General features: G+C 73.3%; 19 protein-coding genes. 11 read left to right on the top strand and 8 right to left on the bottom strand.

The window, feature by feature from the left end:
* Positions 1-6 precede the first annotated feature (6 nt).
* The 4 genes from IEV65_RS12085 to IEV65_RS12070 form a co-directional block, all read right to left on the bottom strand.
* On the bottom strand, positions 7-855 hold the full coding sequence (locus IEV65_RS12085) for a MetQ/NlpA family ABC transporter substrate-binding protein (RefSeq protein ID WP_188431146.1): 849 nt from the start codon (positions 853-855) through the stop codon (positions 7-9).
* A 65-nt stretch (positions 856-920) separates the two neighbouring features.
* Complete coding sequence (locus tag IEV65_RS12080) at positions 921-1,769, bottom strand: MetQ/NlpA family ABC transporter substrate-binding protein (RefSeq protein WP_188431144.1); 849 nt, start codon at positions 1,767-1,769, stop codon at positions 921-923.
* Positions 1,770-1,839: 70 nt separating this feature from the next.
* Positions 1,840-2,499: a methionine ABC transporter permease gene (locus tag IEV65_RS12075; RefSeq protein WP_188431142.1), complete on the bottom strand. Its 660-nt coding sequence runs from the start codon at positions 2,497-2,499 to the stop codon at positions 1,840-1,842.
* The gene (locus tag IEV65_RS12070) at positions 2,496-3,482 is read right to left on the bottom strand and encodes a methionine ABC transporter ATP-binding protein (RefSeq protein WP_188431140.1); all 987 of its coding nucleotides are present in this window, start codon (positions 3,480-3,482) and stop codon (positions 2,496-2,498) included. The genes IEV65_RS12075 and IEV65_RS12070 overlap by 4 nt, the downstream gene beginning before the upstream one ends.
* Before the next feature lie 595 nt (positions 3,483-4,077).
* On the opposite strand from IEV65_RS12070, the gene IEV65_RS12065 reads away from it, so the two are divergent.
* From IEV65_RS12065 to IEV65_RS12035, 7 genes are read left to right on the top strand one after another with little or no spacing between them, the layout of a single operon-like run.
* Positions 4,078-4,665: a BON domain-containing protein gene (locus IEV65_RS12065; RefSeq protein ID WP_188431138.1), complete on the top strand. Its 588-nt coding sequence runs from the start codon at positions 4,078-4,080 to the stop codon at positions 4,663-4,665.
* A gap of 1 nt (position 4,666) precedes the next feature.
* Positions 4,667-4,822 (top strand): channel accessory protein ArfB, encoded by a 156-nt coding sequence (arfB, locus tag IEV65_RS12060; protein WP_188431136.1) that lies wholly within the window; start codon positions 4,667-4,669, stop codon positions 4,820-4,822.
* Complete coding sequence (arfC, locus tag IEV65_RS12055; protein WP_188431134.1) at positions 4,819-5,286, top strand: channel accessory protein ArfC; 468 nt, start codon at positions 4,819-4,821, stop codon at positions 5,284-5,286. Before arfB ends, arfC begins: the two co-directional genes overlap by 4 nt.
* A 7-nt stretch (positions 5,287-5,293) precedes the next feature.
* Complete coding sequence (locus tag IEV65_RS12050; protein WP_188431133.1) at positions 5,294-6,682, top strand: FAD-binding oxidoreductase; 1,389 nt, start codon at positions 5,294-5,296, stop codon at positions 6,680-6,682.
* Positions 6,679-7,959, top strand: a complete 1,281-nt coding sequence (locus IEV65_RS12045; RefSeq protein WP_188431131.1) for a class I SAM-dependent methyltransferase — start codon at positions 6,679-6,681, stop codon at positions 7,957-7,959. The genes IEV65_RS12050 and IEV65_RS12045 overlap by 4 nt, the downstream gene beginning before the upstream one ends.
* Positions 7,960-7,991: 32 nt before the next feature.
* Complete coding sequence (locus IEV65_RS12040) at positions 7,992-8,348, top strand: NADH-quinone oxidoreductase subunit A (protein WP_188431129.1); 357 nt, start codon at positions 7,992-7,994, stop codon at positions 8,346-8,348.
* A gap of 1 nt (position 8,349) precedes the next feature.
* Positions 8,350-8,988, top strand: coding sequence for an NADH-quinone oxidoreductase subunit B (locus IEV65_RS12035; RefSeq protein WP_188431127.1), 639 nt, complete (start codon positions 8,350-8,352; stop codon positions 8,986-8,988).
* On the opposite strand, the gene IEV65_RS12030 is transcribed toward IEV65_RS12035, so the two are convergent.
* Together IEV65_RS12030 and IEV65_RS12025 are read right to left on the bottom strand one after the other, a co-directional pair.
* Positions 8,976-9,539 carry an OmpA family protein gene (locus IEV65_RS12030; protein WP_188431125.1) on the bottom strand — a complete coding sequence of 188 codons (564 nt, stop codon included), beginning with the start codon at positions 9,537-9,539 and terminating at the stop codon, positions 8,976-8,978. The genes IEV65_RS12035 and IEV65_RS12030 overlap by 13 nt on opposite strands.
* A complete protein-coding gene (locus tag IEV65_RS12025; RefSeq protein WP_188431123.1) occupies positions 9,536-10,174 on the bottom strand; it encodes a hypothetical protein in 639 nt (212 codons plus the stop codon). Before IEV65_RS12025 ends, IEV65_RS12030 begins: the two co-directional genes overlap by 4 nt.
* A 190-nt stretch (positions 10,175-10,364) precedes the next feature.
* Here IEV65_RS12025 and IEV65_RS12020 point away from each other — a divergent pair, with 190 nt between their 5' ends.
* The 4 genes from IEV65_RS12020 to IEV65_RS12005 all read left to right on the top strand — a co-directional run bounded on the left by IEV65_RS12020 (position 10,365) and on the right by IEV65_RS12005 (position 13,155).
* Complete coding sequence (locus IEV65_RS12020) at positions 10,365-10,928, top strand: NADH-quinone oxidoreductase subunit C (RefSeq protein WP_188431121.1); 564 nt, start codon at positions 10,365-10,367, stop codon at positions 10,926-10,928.
* Positions 10,929-11,018: 90 nt separating this feature from the next.
* On the top strand, positions 11,019-11,411 hold the full coding sequence (locus tag IEV65_RS12015) for a YciI family protein (RefSeq protein ID WP_188431119.1): 393 nt from the start codon (positions 11,019-11,021) through the stop codon (positions 11,409-11,411).
* 8 nt (positions 11,412-11,419) lie between these two features.
* Entirely contained in the window at positions 11,420-12,709 is a 1,290-nt protein-coding gene (locus tag IEV65_RS12010; protein WP_188431117.1) for an RNA polymerase sigma factor, read from the top strand.
* A gap of 38 nt (positions 12,710-12,747) precedes the next feature.
* Positions 12,748-13,155 (top strand): VOC family protein, encoded by a 408-nt coding sequence (locus tag IEV65_RS12005; RefSeq protein ID WP_188431115.1) that lies wholly within the window; start codon positions 12,748-12,750, stop codon positions 13,153-13,155.
* Between the two features lie 162 nt (positions 13,156-13,317).
* On the opposite strand, the gene IEV65_RS12000 is transcribed toward IEV65_RS12005, so the two are convergent.
* Together IEV65_RS12000 and IEV65_RS11995 are read right to left on the bottom strand one after the other, a co-directional pair.
* Positions 13,318-14,175, bottom strand: a complete 858-nt coding sequence (locus IEV65_RS12000) for a DUF4097 family beta strand repeat-containing protein (RefSeq protein WP_188431112.1) — start codon at positions 14,173-14,175, stop codon at positions 13,318-13,320.
* A gap of 29 nt (positions 14,176-14,204) precedes the next feature.
* Positions 14,205-14,714 (bottom strand): toxin-antitoxin system HicB family antitoxin, encoded by a 510-nt coding sequence (locus IEV65_RS11995; RefSeq protein ID WP_188431110.1) that lies wholly within the window; start codon positions 14,712-14,714, stop codon positions 14,205-14,207.
* Between the last annotated feature and the right edge of the window lie 74 nt (positions 14,715-14,788).

The following is a 14,788-nucleotide window of genomic DNA, read 5'->3' as shown; positions in this document are numbered from 1 at the left end:
AAGGGGTCAGCCGGCGGCCGGGATCACCGCTCCGTCGTAGGTGTCCTCGATGAACTGCGCGACCTCGTCGGAGGAGAGCAGCTCGGCGAGCTTGACGATGCGGGGGTCGGTCTCGTCACCGGTGCGGACGACGAGCAGGTTGGCGTAGGGGTTGCCCTCGGGCGACTCGACCGCGATGGCGTCCTTGGCCGGCGACAGGTCGGCCTCGATGGCGTAGTTGCCGTTGATGACCGCGGCGTCGACGTCGGCGAGGCTGCGCGGCAGCTGCGCGGCCTCGATCTCGGCGAACTCCAGGTTCTTGGGGTTGTCCTCGATGTCGAGCACGGTGGCCGAGGCCTCGCCCGTGTCGGCGAGGGTGATCAGGCCCTCGCCCTCGAGCAGCTGGAGCGCGCGGGCGGCGTTGGTCGGGTCGTTGGGGATGGCGATCTGCGCGCCGTCGGGGAGCTCGGCGACGGAGCCGACCTTCTCCGAGTAGAGGCCCAGCGGCTCCAGGTGCACCGGGGTCACGGCCGTGAAGTCGTAGCCCGCGGCGGACTCCTGCTCGGCCAGGTAGGGCTCGTGCTGGAAGTAGTTCGCGTCCAGGGAGCCGTCGTCGAGGGCGACGTTGGGCTGCACGTAGTCGGTGAACTCGACCAGCTCCAGGTCGATGCCGGCGTCGGCGGCCAGCTCGTCGTCGACGAACTGCAGGATCTCCGCGTGCGGGACCGGGGAGACGCCGACCTTGAGGGGCTCGGAGGTGGCGGCCGAGCCGGTGGCGGCGTCGGGGGCGGTGCTGGCGCCGGCGTTGCTGCCGCAGGCGGTGAGGGCGAGGGTGCCGGCGGCGAGCAGGGCGGTGAGGGTCACGGGGGTGCGCATGTCTGTCCTTCGTGTTCTGTTCTTCGGGTTCGGGGTATGGCGTGGGGCGGGCGGGCGTCGGGCCGTCAGGAGGCCGCGACGACCGCGCCGTCGTAGGTGTCCTGGATGTACTGACGGACCGCGTCGGAGGTCAGCAGCTCGTAGAGCTTCTGCACGCGCTCGTCGTCCTCGTCGCCGCTGCGGACGACGAGCTGGTTGGCATAGGTGGTGTCGCTGGTGTCCTCGGCCACGAGCGCGTCGTCCCGCGGGGAGAGGCCGGCGTCGAGGGCGTAGTTGCCGGGGACGGCGGCCAGGTCGACGTCGGCGAGGCTGCGGGGCAGCTGGGCGGCCTCGACCTCCTCGAACCGCAGGTCCTTGGGGTTGTCGGTGACGTCCAGCAGGGTGGGCACCGCGGCGTCGGGGTCGGCCAGCGTGATGACGCCCTCCTGGGCGAGCAGCTTGAGGCCGCGCGAGCCGTTGACCGGGTCGTTGGGGATCGCGACGGTCGCGCCGGTGGGCAGGTCGGCGAGGTCGGTGACCGACTCGGAGTAGAGGCCCATCGGCTGGAAGCTGATCGGCCCGAGCCCGACGATGTCGTAGCCGGCCTGCGTGACCTGGTCGGCCAGGAAGACACCGTGCTGGTAGTAGTTGGCGTCGACCGAGCCCTCGTCCAGGGCCACGTTGGGCTGGACGTAGTCGGTGAACTCCACGATCTCGATGTCGAGGCCGGCGTCGGCCGCCAGCTCGTCGTCCACGAACTGCAGGATGTCCGCGTGCGGCACGGGCGTGACGGCGACGGTGATGACCGCGGCTCCGTCGGCGCTGGTGGCGCCGGCCTGCTCGGCCTCCGCGCCGGAGCCGCAGGCCGACATCATCATCGCGCCGGAGAGGGCGACGGTGGTGAGGGCCAGGCGGCGGGGCGCGGTGCGGGACATGAGGGACTCTCTCTCGTGGTGGTGGGTGTTGCGGGGGTATGGGGTGGTGCGGCCGGGTGCGTCGGGCGCCTCAGCGGTGGGCGAGGCGGCGGGCCAGGCGGTCGCCGGCCGACTGCAGGAGCTGCACCATGATCAGCAGGACGACGACGCAGGCCACGGTCACGGCCGTGTCGAAGCGCTGGTAGCCGTAGCGGATGGCGAAGTCGCCGAGCCCGCCGCCGCCGATGGCGCCGGCCATCGCGGAGTAGGAGATGAGGGCGATGAGCGTGACCGTGGCGGCCGCGATCAGGCCCGGACGGGCCTCGGGCAGCAGGACGGCGCGGACGATCTGGCCGGTGCTGGCCCCCATCGCGCGGGCGGCCTCCACCTTGCCGGGGTGCACCTCGCGCAGGGCCGCCTCGACCAGGCGGGCGAAGAAGGGCACGGCGGCGATCGTCAGCGGCACGATCGTGGCCGTCGAGCCGATGGTCGTCCCGGTGACGAGCCGGGTGATCGGCGCGACGAGGACGAGCAGCACGATGAACGGCACTGAGCGGCCCATGTTGACGATGGCGCCGACCACGCTGCTGACCACCCGCCGGGGAGTGAGGCCGTCGGGCGCGGTGAGCAGGAGCAGGACGCCGAGCGGGATGCCGAGGACGAGGGCCAGGGCCATCGAGGCCGACACCATGTAGACGGTCTCCAGGGTGGCCTGCCAGAGGGCCGGACCGACGCGTTCCCAGTTGATCATGCGGCGGTCTCCGTGGTCGGGCGCTGGTGCGCGGCGAGGTGGTCGAGGGCTCCGCGGACCTCGTCGGGCGCGCCGTCGACGCGGAGCTGGAGGCGGCCGAAGCGCTGGCCACCGAGGGTCTCGACGGCGCCGCCGAGGACGGTGACGTGCACGTCATACCTGCGGATCAGGTCGGTGAGCACGGTGTCGGGGGAGTCGCCGCCCACGACGACCTCGACGGCCCGGTCGTCGGACGGGGGGCCCGGGTGGGGGAGCAGGCGGGTGGCCAGGGGCGACTCGGGGCGGGCCACCACGTCGCCGAGGGCGCCGGAGTCGACGACCCGGCCGTGCTCGAGCAGGGTGACGTGGTCGCAGACGCGCTTGACCACGTCCATCTCGTGGGTGATGAGCAGCGTGGTGAGGTCCAGCTCGTCGGTCAGGGTGCGCACCAGGGCGAGCACCGAGGCGGTCGAGACGGGGTCGAGGGCCGACGTCGCCTCGTCGCAGAGGAGCACCTTGGGGCGGGGAGCCAGCGCCCGGGCGATGGCCACGCGCTGACGCTGCCCGCCGGAGAGCTGGGAGGGGTGGGAGCCGAGCTTGTCGCCCAGGCCGACGCGCTCGAGCAGCTCGCCCGCGCGGGCGCGGCGCTCGGCGCGGCCCACACCGGCCAGCTCGAGCGGGAGCTCGACGTTGGCCAGCGCGGTGCGCGAGTCGAGCAGGTTGAACTGCTGGAAGATCATGCCGATCCCGCGGCGGGCGTCGTTGAGGGCTCGTGCCGAGGTCAGGGCGGTGAGGTCGAGGCCGTCGACGGTCACGGTGCCCGTCGTGGGGCGCTCGAGGAGGTTGACGATGCGCGCCAGCGTGGACTTGCCGGAGCCAGACGGGCCGACGACGCCCATGACCTGGCCGCGCTCCACGGTGAGGCTGACGTCCTCCAGGGCGGTGACGGCAGCCTGCCGGCGCGTGGCCGGGAAGGTCTTGCCGACGGTGTCGAGCGTGATCACGGATGGGTCCTCTGGCAGAGCGGGTCGGGGCAGACGGGCAGGCGGACCGGCCGGGGCGCAGCAGCGCGCGACCGGTTCACCGTCGGGTGGGGGTTTGCCGGTCCTTCAGGAGGGCCGGCCGACATCGAGAGTACGCCGAAGACCCTGCGGCGAACAAATCCGTGTGTGAACGATCTGCTGCCGAAACGGCCATCGTTGCCAACGTGGACGAATGCTCTGCGAGATATGCCGCTCCAGGAAGCGGGATCTTCGGCGGGGAGTGGGCCCGGTTGGCCGAAGATTTTCCTGGCTGCGACTGTCGGCGGTCGGTCCGCGAGGTGACCGATGGCTGGCCCGGCAGGGAACGGCGTGAGGGGGGCGGACGCCCTCGCGTCCCGGCGACACGCCCGCGTTGAGGCGCCTCAGGCGGGCACGTGCACGCTGGAGCCGGTGGCGGTCGGCGTGCCGTCGGGATGGGGCCGTCCACATGCGGGTGCGGCGGTGCTCGGCCCCAGGTCGGTAGGTTGGCGGTCGAGGCGCGTCCGTCGTTGTGCCCGGCTCGGCGCCCTGCCGTGACGCGGACGGTCGCCGCACCGGACGCCTGGAAGGAGAGCTCGTGAGCGATGCCACGGGGTGGGCCACGGTCACCCGTCGCTACCGTCAGCGCCCGGCCGGATGGTGGTGGGTCGCCGTCCTGGTGGTCCCGCTGCTGCTCGCCGGGCTCGGCCTGCTCGGAGGCGCGCCGGCGGAGGACGGTGCGACCGAGCAGCCCGCCCCCACCACCTCGGCCCCACCGGTCGTCGTCCCTCCTCCCTCGCACGACCGGGTCGACGGCCTGCCCTCGCCGTTCAGCCTCACGGTCTCGGACGGGCAGCTGAGGGTCGCCGCGCAGGTGCCCGACGAGACTGCCGCCAAGGATCTGCTGGCCGCCGTGACGGCGACGGCGGCGGACCTTCAGGTCGACGACGCCATCGAGGTCGTCGACGATGCAGTCGCCCCGGCGCCCGAGACGCTCGCAGCAGCGGTGGCGGCCGGCGCAGCAGCCGCGCGCGACGACCTCGAGATCGACTGGGACGGGACCGTCCTCACCCTGACCGGCGAGGTCGACGATGCGGAGGCCCGCGCAGAGATCGAGGACGCGGCCCGTGCCGCGCTGCCGGTGGCGACGGTCGACAACCGGCTGACGCTCGTGACGGGAGAGTGAGATGGACCTGGTGACCCAGTGGCTGTGGTGCCTGGCCGCCTTCGTCCTCGGCGCCCTCGTCGCCCTCGCGGTGGCGGCGGCCGTGGTCAGGGCCCGCAGCGTCGACGAGGCGCTGGCCGACCTGCCTGACGCGCGTGAGGTCGGTGGCCGGCGATGAGCGACGTGAATGTCTGGCTGCTGCTCGTCTCCTTCGCCCTGGGGGCCGCGCTGACCTGGCTGGCCACCGTCCGCCGCGTCACCGTCGAGGTGCCGCCCGCAGCGGAGCCCGACGCCCCAGACGCACCGGAGCCCGAGGCCCCAGACGAGCCCGATCCGGAGCTCGCAGCGCCCGACGACCTCCCGCCGGCCCCTGCCGTCGACGCGGTGGAGGCCGCCCGCCTCGGTGCGCTGGGCGCCGCGGGTGCCGGGGCCGCCGCCACGCTCGGGATCCCGGACGTGGAGATCTACGGCCCTCCGGCCGCGATGGAGCCCGTCGACCTGCCCGAGGCCCACGAGGACCTGCCCGGCATACGGGTCCAGGCTCCGAGCTGGCAGGGCCCGCTCGCGGAGGACGAGCCGGCGCCCGCCGAGCCCGACGCGAGGACCGAGACGGATGCGGGAGGCGACCACCCGGGGCCATGATGAGGCCATGGGCCCGCCCCGCACGCCCGCCTACGAGGCCGCGCTGCGCTCCGCTCAGGAGTCGTATGCCGCACTGCCGCCGGGCGGGCCGGTCCGCCTCGCCAAGCGCACCTCCAACCTCTTCCGCAACCGTGCCGAGCAGGCCGCGCCCCGGCTGGACCTGTCCGCCTGCCAGGGCGTCTTCGCCCTCGACCGCGAGGCCGGCCTGGCCCGGGTCGGGGGCCTGACGACCTACGAACGCCTCGTCGACGAGCTCCTGCCGCACGGGTTCATGCCGCTCGTGGTGCCGCAGCTGCGGACGATCACCATCGGCGGCGCCGTCGTCGGGCTCGGCATCGAGTCCACCTCCTTCCGCAACGGGCTGCCCCACGAGTCGGTGGTCGAGGCCGACGTCCTCACCGGTGACGGGCAGGTCGTCACCGCCGCCCCGGACGGGGAGCACGCGGACCTGCACCGCTCGCTGGCCAACTCCTACGGCACCCTCGGCTACACGCTGGGCCTCGTCATCGAGCTGGAGCGCACCAGTCCCTACGTCGTCGTCGAGCACCACCGCTTCCGCGACCTGGACGAGGTCAGCGCGACCGTCGGGCAGATCATGTCGACCCGCCAGCACGACGGGACCCCGGTGGACTTCCTCGACGGCGTGGTGTTCTCCGCGCAGGAGGCCTACCTCACCCTCGGCCGTTGGGCGACCTCGACCGAGGGTTTGCGGCCCAGCGACTACACCGGACCTGAGCCCTACTACCGCTCGATCCAGCACCGTCGCCGCGACGTCCTCACCGCCGAGGACTACCTGTGGCGGTGGGACACCGACTGGTTCTGGTGCTCTCGCGCGTTCGGCGCGCAGCACCCGGCGGTCCGGCGCCTGTGGCCGCGTCGGCTCCTGCGCAGCGACGTCTACTGGCGGATCATGAGGTTCGAGCAGGAGCACGGCTGGTATGCCGCGCTGCAGCGTCGTCGCGGACGCCCGCCCCAGGAGCGGGTGATCCAGGACGTCGAGATCCCCCTCGGCCGGACCGCGGACTTCCTGCGCTGGTTCCTGCGCGAGGTGCCGATCGAGCCGGTCTGGCTGTGCCCCGTCCGCCTGCGCGCCCACCGCGGCGAGGACTCGCCCTGGCCGCACTACCCGATGCGGGCAGGCGAGGACTACGTCAACGTCGGCTTCTGGTCCGCCGTCGACATCCCGCCCGACGGCCGCCCCGGCGACACCAACCGCGCCGTCGAGGACAAGGTCACCGAGCTGGGTGGCCACAAGGGTCTCTACTCCGACGCCTTCTACGACGAGCAGACCTTCCGCGCGCTGTACGGCGGGGACCACCTCGACGAGGTCAAGGCCCGCTACGACCCGCACGGACGCTTCCCGACCCTCTACGACAAGGCGGTGCGTGCACGATGACGTCACGGAACGTGGCCGAGACCATCCACCACGTCCTGGGCGAGCCGGCGGGGGTCGGCGTCGTCGCCCACGACGGTTCCAGCGCCGGTGACCTGGGCGAGGGCGCTCGTGTGGTGCGGCTGCACAGCCCGCGGGCGCTCGCCTACATCGCCAGCCACCCCGGGCAGCTCGGCTTCGCCCGCGCCTACCTCCAGGGCGACCTCACCGTGGACGGGATGGACGAGGCCTATCCCTACCCCGAGCTGCGGTTGACCGCGGGCTTCAACCCGCAGGTGAGCCTGCGCGAGCTGCCTGACCTCGTGCGGGTGGTGCGGGAGGCGGGCGTCAAGATCACCGAGCTGCCCGAGCTGCCCGAGCTGGAGACCCCGAGCGAGCTGCGCAAGCTGGCGCACGGCATACGGCACGGGAAGCGCCGCGACGCCGAGGCGATCAGGCATCACTACGACGTCTCCAACCGCTTCTACGAGATGCTGCTCGGGCCGTCGATGACCTACACCTGCGCCGTCTACCCGCGCGACGACGCGACGCTGGAGGAGGCCCAGGCGGAGAAGTACGACCTGGTCTGCCGCAAGCTGGGACTGCGGCCGGGCATGCGGCTGCTCGACGTCGGCTGCGGCTGGGGCGGGATGGTGCGTCACGCCGCCCGGCACTACGGGGTCAGCGTGCTGGGGGTGACGTTGTCGCAGGCACAGGCCTCGTGGGCGCGGGAGAAGATCGAGGCCGAGGGGCTGAGCGGGGTCGAGGTCCGGCACAGCGACTACCGCGACGTGACCGAGCGCGGCTTCGACGCCGTGTCCTCCATCGGGCTCACCGAGCACATCGGGGTGAGGAACTACCCCGCCTACTTCGGCTTCCTCCGCGACCGGTTGCGCGACGGCGGCCGGCTGCTCAACCACTGCATCACCTGGGCCGACCCCGCGCACGTGCCGATGCGGCGCACCGACTTCGTCGCGCGCTACGTCTTCCCCGACGGCGAGCTCGCCTCGTCCGGCCGGATCGTCACCGAGATCGAGCGGGTCGGGCTGGAGGTGCAGCACCAGGAGAACCTGCGTCAGCACTACGTCCGCACGTGCGCGGCCTGGTGCGCCAACCTGCGGGACAACTGGGACGCCTGCGTGGCGGAGGCCGGGCTGGCGACCGCGCGGGTGTGGGGCCTCTACCTGGCGGGCTCGGTCTACAACTTCGAGTGCAACAGCATCCAGCTCCACCAGGTGCTGGCCACCCGCACCAGCGGAGCGGGGGAGGCGGACTACCCGCTGCGGCCGGACTTCTCCTGATGCGTCGGACCGAGCGGCTAGGGTGACCGGTGATGCGTGAGTATCTCGTCGTCGCCGCGGTCGTCCTGGCCGGCATCGCCCTCGTGGCCGCCGCCATGGGCGCCCGACGGCTGCTCGCGCCCGCGGACCCCACCCGCACCAAGCTCACCACCTACGAGTCCGGCGTGGACCCGGTCGGGTCGGGCTGGGAGCAGGGGAGCGTGCGCTACCTCGTCTACACGCTGCTCTACGTGATCTTCGCGGTCGACGCCGTCTACCTCTTCCCGTGGGCGCTCGTGCTCCGCAGCGACCTCGGGGTGGCCAGCCTCGTCGAGATGGCGATCTTCATCGGCGTCCTCGTCGTCGCGCTGCTGCACGTCTGGCGCCGCGGCCTGCTGAGGTGGTGGTGAGGTGAGCGACCAGCCGGCCGCGCGGCATACCCCGACCGCCCTGCCGACCCCGCGCCTGGGCGCGCCGGTGGAGAAGGCGCCCCGCGCCGTCCAGGTCATCCTCAACTGGGGGCGGAAGTACTCCCTGTGGGTCTTCAACTTCGGCCTCGCGTGCTGCGCGATCGAGTTCATCAGCGCCTCCACCGCCCGGCACGACTTCATCCGGCTCGGCGTGATCCCCTTCGCGCCCGGGCCGCGTCAGGCCGACCTGATGGTGGTCAGCGGCACCGTCACCGACAAGATGGCGCCGGCGATCCGGCGGCTCTACGACCAGATGCCCGAGCCGAAGTACGTCATCTCCTTCGGTGCGTGCTCCAACTCCGGCGGCCCCTACTGGGACAGCTACTCCGTCACCAAGGGGGTCGACCAGCTCATCCCCGTCGACGTCTACGTCCCCGGCTGCCCGCCGCGCCCCGAGGCGTTGCTGGCCGGCATCGTCCAGCTCCAGGGCCAGATCGCCGCCGAGACGCCCGGTCGGGCGCGGGCCCGCCACGGCTCGAGGTATGCCGATCGCCCCGTCTCCGCGGGCGAGGTCACCCGGGGGCTGGTCGCTGCTCCGCAGGCGCCCAGCTCCCCGGGTGACGCGTCTCAGCCCTCGTAACGGATCTCGACGCGCCGGTTGAGGGCGCGGCCCTCGGGGTGGTCCTCGCCGCCGCGCTCGTTGTCGGCGACCGGCTGGCTCTCGCCGTAGCCCTTGACGTCGAGCTGGAGGTCGGGACGTGCCTGGGCGAGGACGTCGGCCACCGCCTGCGCGCGCTTCTCCGAGAGCTCCTGGTTGTAGGCCTCGTCGGAGACGGAGTCGGTGTGGCCGCCGATCTCCACGGTGGCGCCCTCGGGGACGTCGGCCACGAGCTCGGCGATCTTCTTCCTGGCCGTCTCGCTGATCGCCGACCTGTCGAACTCGAACAGGACGTCGGACGACAGCGAGATCACCGTCTCCTCGCCCTGGGTGGTCTCGGCCTCCAGGGGGCTGATCGACTCCGCGAGCTGGGTGAGGCTCGGGTCGAGCATGGTCATGCCGTCGGCGAGGAGACTGATGGAAGCGGCGTGGTCGCTGTCCGACAGCGTCGCCAGGGCCTCGTCGACGTCGCTGGCGGGCAGGCCGCCCTGCGACAGCCACAACGCCACGGCGACCAGCGTCGTGACGGTCACTGGATCGGCACCCCGGTGACGGCCGGGGCGCTGTCGACCAGGCTGACGGACATCTCGGTCACGTCCTCGGCCGGGGCCGCGAACATGGCGTAGGCGTAGAGGGTCTGGCCGGGAAGGAACTTCGGGCCCTGGTAGTCCGTCTGGGCCGAACCGTTGCCGAGGACGTCGTGACGGGTCAGGTTGACCGTGTCCACCAGGTAGGGGTCCCAGCCCTGGTCGCCCAGGTAGTGGTAGATCCACCTCGGCTCGGGGTTGGGGGCGTCGGAGGTCACGGTGAAGGAGTAGGTCCCGACGAGCACCTTCCCGTCCCGACGCAGCCCGAGGAGGGCCACCTCCATGGTGGCGTCGGCGTCACCCTCGACGACGGCGGGAACGGTGGCCGTCGCGAGCGGATCCACAGCGGTCAGGTCGACGCCGGCGGCGGCGGCCGAGTCGGCGGTGACGTCCTCGACCGTCGCCGAGGCGTCGGCCGGCTGCTGGGACTGGGCGACGGGGGCCTGCTCAGCCTGGGTGGCCGGCGGCTGCTGGCCCTGGGCGTCCTGCCCGGCGGTGTCGTCCTGGCCCTGGCTGCAGCCGGTCAGCGCCAGCGCCGCTGCCAGCACCATCGGTGCGGCGGAACGGGTGAAGGTCTTCATGGTGGGCTCCTCGGTGTCGTCGTGCCTGGCGTCCTGACAGGACGGCACCCGCACCGGCGCGCCCCGTCGGGCAGCACACGGCATGAACGTGACGATCGCGCGACAGCGCCGGCTTCCCCGTCCCCTCGGGGAGCGACGTTACGTGTCCGGGTCGGGCGGCCGCAACCTCGCTGGTCGTAGGGTGAGGCTCATGAGCGAGCCGATCGTCGAGGAGCGCCGCGTCGCCCCGGGGGAGTGGGTCGGGGCCGTGCGGGGCGCCCGCGCGGAAGGGTTTGGCTACTTCGACTGGCTGGCCGCCGTCGACGAGACGGACGCGCCGGACGGTGAGGACCTGCCCGGGCCCGGGCTCGACGTGGTCTGCCACCTCATGGACGTCAGCCGCGCCGCCGAGGGAGGACTTCGGCGGGTGCTGCTGCACACCCGTGTCCCGGACGGCACCGCGCTCGGCTCGGTCACCGGGGTCTTCGCCGGCGCCGGGTGGCACGAGCGGGAGGCGCACGAGATGTTCGGCCTGGAGATCGAGGGCTTCGACGACGGCACCGGGCTGGGCCTGCGGCCGCTGCTGCTGCCGGACGGCTTCGAGGGCACCCCGCTGCGCAAGTCGTTCCACCTGGCGGCCCGCGCCTCCAAGCCGTGGCCGGGGGCCAAGGAGCCGGGCGAGGGCGAGGGCTCGACCGCCAAGCGGTCCCCGTCGCGCCGACGCCTGCTCCCGCCCGGCGTTCCCGACCCCGAGTGGGGCCCGCGCGGCGACTGATCCGCGCCGAGGTGTCGAGAACGGCCCTTCCGCTCCGACGTCCCAGACGAACCGCCACCCGGCGGACGACCCAGATCAAGGAGCAGAGCCGTGAAGTACGTCATCCTCATCCACTCCAGCCCCCGGCCGTGGGGCCACCCGACCGGCGACTTCGTCCCGGAGAACCAGGGCCGCAGCGCCGAGCAGCGCGAGCAGGAGAACGTCGAGTTCGACGCGATGCTGCGGGAGATGCACCAGCGGGGTGAGCTGGTCAGCGCTGAGGCGCTCGGTGACCCGGCCGGGAGCCGGCTCTACCGGTGGTCCGACGGCGAGCGGGTGGTCACCGACGGGCCCTACACCGAGGCCAAGGAGCAGCTCGCCGGCTTCTTCCTCATCGACGTCGAGTCGCCGGAGCGCGCGCACGAGATCGCGGGCAGGTTCGGGGTCCCCGGCGAGACGATCGAGCTGCGCCCCGCGATGTGGCCGGGCGGCGAGGACGCCTGAGCCTGGCGGTGAGCGGGCACGCGGCGGTCGAGGAGGTATGGCGCGCGGAGGCGCCGCACGTCCTCGCCGCCCTCGTGCGGCGCTCGGGTGACCTGGAGGGCAGCGAGGACGCGGCCCAGGAGGCGCTGCTCGCCGCGCTGACGCAGTGGCCCGCCGAGGGTCTGCCGCGTGACCCTCGCGCCTGGCTGGTCCGCGTCGCCTCACGCCGCCAGGTCGACGCGTGGCGGAGCAGCTCCGCCCGGGCCGCGCGGGAGCGGCGCGAGGCGGACGGCATACCGAGCGACCGCCGCGTCGCGCCGTCGCCGGAGGAGGAGGTGCTGGCGAGAGCTGGTGCGGACGGCACGGGCCTGCCGGCGCTCGCGGGCGGCGACGACACGCTCGGTCTGATGCTCCTGTGCGCGCACCCGAGCCTGCCCGCACCCTCCCAGGTCGCCCTTACCCTGCGTGCCGTCGCCGGCCTCACGACCGGGCAGGTCGCGTCCGGCTTCCTCGTGCCCGAGGCCACGATGGCGCAGCGGATCAGCAGGGCCAAGGCCCGGCTGCGGGCCGAGGGGGCGCGGTTCGGGGACGTCGCGGAGGCGGACCTGCCGGGTCGGGTGGCCGCCGTGCTCCGGGTGCTCTACCTCGTCTTCAACGAGGGCTACGCCACGAGCGGCGGGCCACAGCTCGTGGACGTCGCCCTGAGCACCGAGGCGGTGCGGCTGGCCCGCCACGTCGCGGACCAGGTGCCCGACCATCTGGAGGCACAGGGGTTGCTGGCGCTCATGCTGCTCACCGACGCGCGGCGGGCGGCGCGGACGGACGCCGACGGTGAGCTCGTGCCGCTGGCGGACCAGGACCGGTCCCGGTGGGACCGCGACCAGGTCGCCGAGGGCGTCAAGATCCTGGAGCGGGTGCTGCCGCAGGGCCGACCGGGTCCCTACCAGCTGCAGGCCGCCATCGCCGCGGTGCATGCCGAGGCGCCGGCGGCGGCGGAGACGGACTGGCTGCAGATCTGCGCGCTCTACCGGATGCTGCGGCGGCTCGACCCCTCGCCCGCCGTCACGCTCAACCTCGCGGTGGCGGTCGGTATGGCGCACGGGCCCCAGGCTGGCCTGCGCGTCCTGGACGAGGTGCTGGCCCTGCCCGCGATGGTGCGCCACCACCGCACACACGCGGTACGGGCCCACCTGCTCGAGACGTCCGGCCGCGAGGGGGAGGCCCTCGAGGCCTACCGCACCGCGGCGGGGCTCACGCGCAGCCTGCCGGAGCAGCGCTACCTGCACCGACGGGCGGCGGCTCTCGACGGGTGGCGGTGAGGGTCGCGCGGGGGCGACACCCGGCATACCGTCGGGGGATGGGACGACCACGGATCGAGGCGACCTCGGTGACGATCAGCACGGACCGCCCGCGCGACCTCGCCCGGTTCTACGCCGAGCTGCTCGGCGTCGGGGTGGCGGCCGAGGAGGGACCGAGGCCCGGCGAGCCCGCCGACGCCGGGTGGGCCCAGCTGCGGCCGGTCGAGGGGCGGCTGCGGATGACGGTCAACCTGGAGCACGACCCGCTCTACGAGCCGCCGACCTGGCCCAGCGAAGGCGGCCGGCAGCAGCCGCAGGCGCACCTGGACCTGTGGGTGGACGACCTGGACGAGGCCGAGGCGTGGGCCGTCGAGCTCGGCGCCCGGCGCCACGGCACCCAGCCGCAGGCTGCTGTGCGGGTCATGCTCGACCCGCACGGCCACCCGTTCTGCCTCTTCACGTCCTGAGGCGAAGGCCTGGCTGCGTGACCCGGGCCGGGGTGCCCTTGAGAGCTCATGACGCACACTTCCGGGATGAGTTCGTCGGTTGTTTCCAACGAACTCATCCCGGAAGTGTGTTCTTCGGCGCTCCGCGTCGCGCGAGCGGCAGCGAGGGCGTCGAGCGGCGCGTCAGGCGTCGTCGGGGTGGCGGACCGTGATGTCGCCCAGGCCCGTGCGGGCGTGCACGCTGAGGTGAGGCTGACCCTCGACCGGGGCACCGACGGGGTCGAGCTGCTTGCGGACGGAGCCGAGGCCGGCGTTGAGGTCGAGCCAGACCGGCTCGCCGCGGGGGACGGTCACCCTGACGTCGCCGGCGCCGCTCCGCGCTTGGACGCTGCCGGAGAGCAGGTGCGCCCGGATGTCACCGGCGCCGGTCGCGGCGGTCAGCTCGCCGCCGGAGCTGGCCAGGACCTTGACGTCGCCGGCGCCGGTGCGGACGTGGAGCGCGCCCTCGTTGCTCTGGACGGTCACGCCGCCGGTGCCCGTGGTGGCGCTGCCGCCGGTGCACGAGCCGATCTTCACGTCGCCCGCGCCGGTGCTGACCGCGACGGTGAGCGCACGCTCGAGGTGCACGTTGCCGGCACCGGTCTTGAGCGTGGCGTCCCCGGTCGTGCCGGAGACCCGGACGTTGCCGTACTTGGTGTGCAGCTGCACCGGGAGGCCGGCGGGCAGCTCGACCTCGACGCCGACGGAGGTGCCGGTCCCGCCGATGGTGATGGGGCCGAGCGAGAGACCGCGGCGCCGCCCGTCGGGGCCGACGTCCTGGCGCGGCACTTCCACGAGGAGGTTGCCGCCGTCCACGACGACGGTGACGTCGACCAGCTCCAGGTCGTCCGCGTGGAGCAGCCGGACGTGGGCCCGGCCGTCGTCGGGCTGCGAGGGGTCGCCGGGGCGGTGGGTGACGCTGACGTCGCCCTGGTGGTTGCGGACGACGAGGGAGGTGACGCCGAGGACCTCGTGGGTGGTCGGCACGATGCTGGTGCTCATCTCTGCTCCTGGTGGGGTGTCGGTGGGTGTCAGGCCCAGCCGGTGATCCGGCGGGATCCGTGGGCGGCGGTCGGGGCGTGCGTCTGCGGTGAGTCCTCGCCGCTGGTGGCGCGGCGGACCGTCTGCACGAGGAAGGTGTTGAGCGACTGGCCGGCCCGGGCCGCGTGCTCCTCGGCGCGGGCCTTGAGCTGCTCGGGCAGGCGCAGGCTGATGCGGGCGAGGCCGCCGTCGTCCTCCTCCGGACCGCCAGGCGGCGACGGGGGAGCGGGCGGGGTCGGCGGCACCGGCTCCACGCGAGCGGTGCGCGTCACCCCGATGAGCGGCTCGGCGCCGGCCAGGGTCACCGTGACGACGACGTCGTCCAGCTCGGTGCTGATGTGCGCGGCGGTGTCGGACACCGCGCGGACGAGGGCCAGCCGGAGGCCGGGCTCGAGGGCGGCGGCGAGCCGATGGGCCACGTCGCGGACGTGCTCGTCGGCCAGCGCGGTGGCCTTGTCGAGGTCGGCTGCGACCGAGTCGAGGTAGGGGGTCAGGTCCATGACGCCATGATGACATCATTCCGACGTCACCCGCAACCATCGTGATGTCACCTGCGAGAATCGCCCGTCTCCCG

The sequence above is a fragment of the Ornithinimicrobium tianjinense genome, from assembly GCF_014636495.1.
GTDB classification, from domain to species: domain Bacteria; phylum Actinomycetota; class Actinomycetes; order Actinomycetales; family Dermatophilaceae; genus Ornithinicoccus; species Ornithinicoccus tianjinensis.
The sequence above is the reverse complement of the archived record's forward strand: the minus strand, read 5'-3'. Positions and strand labels throughout refer to the sequence as shown.

Bases quoted from the DNA above. Each gene is read 5' to 3' on its own strand.
- IEV65_RS12080 (WP_188431144.1), bottom strand. From the start codon at position 1,769: ATGTCCCGCACCGCGCCCCGCCGCCTGGCCCTCACCACCGTCGCCCTC.
- IEV65_RS12000 (WP_188431112.1), bottom strand. From the start codon at position 14,175: ATGAGCACCAGCATCGTGCCGACCACCCACGAGGTCCTCGGCGTCACC.
- IEV65_RS11995 (WP_188431110.1), bottom strand. From the start codon at position 14,714: ATGGACCTGACCCCCTACCTCGACTCGGTCGCAGCCGACCTCGACAAG.
- IEV65_RS12020 (WP_188431121.1), top strand. From the start codon at position 10,365: ATGAGCGAGCCGATCGTCGAGGAGCGCCGCGTCGCCCCGGGGGAGTGG.
- IEV65_RS12005 (WP_188431115.1), top strand. From the start codon at position 12,748: ATGGGACGACCACGGATCGAGGCGACCTCGGTGACGATCAGCACGGAC.
- IEV65_RS12040 (WP_188431129.1), top strand. From the start codon at position 7,992: ATGCGTGAGTATCTCGTCGTCGCCGCGGTCGTCCTGGCCGGCATCGCC.
- IEV65_RS12085 (WP_188431146.1), bottom strand. From the start codon at position 855: ATGCGCACCCCCGTGACCCTCACCGCCCTGCTCGCCGCCGGCACCCTC.
- IEV65_RS12045 (WP_188431131.1), top strand. From the start codon at position 6,679: ATGACGTCACGGAACGTGGCCGAGACCATCCACCACGTCCTGGGCGAG.
- IEV65_RS12050 (WP_188431133.1), top strand. From the start codon at position 5,294: ATGGGCCCGCCCCGCACGCCCGCCTACGAGGCCGCGCTGCGCTCCGCT.
- IEV65_RS12075 (WP_188431142.1), bottom strand. From the start codon at position 2,499: ATGATCAACTGGGAACGCGTCGGTCCGGCCCTCTGGCAGGCCACCCTG.
- IEV65_RS12025 (WP_188431123.1), bottom strand. From the start codon at position 10,174: ATGAAGACCTTCACCCGTTCCGCCGCACCGATGGTGCTGGCAGCGGCG.
- arfB (WP_188431136.1), top strand. From the start codon at position 4,667: ATGGACCTGGTGACCCAGTGGCTGTGGTGCCTGGCCGCCTTCGTCCTC.
- arfC (WP_188431134.1), top strand. From the start codon at position 4,819: ATGAGCGACGTGAATGTCTGGCTGCTGCTCGTCTCCTTCGCCCTGGGG.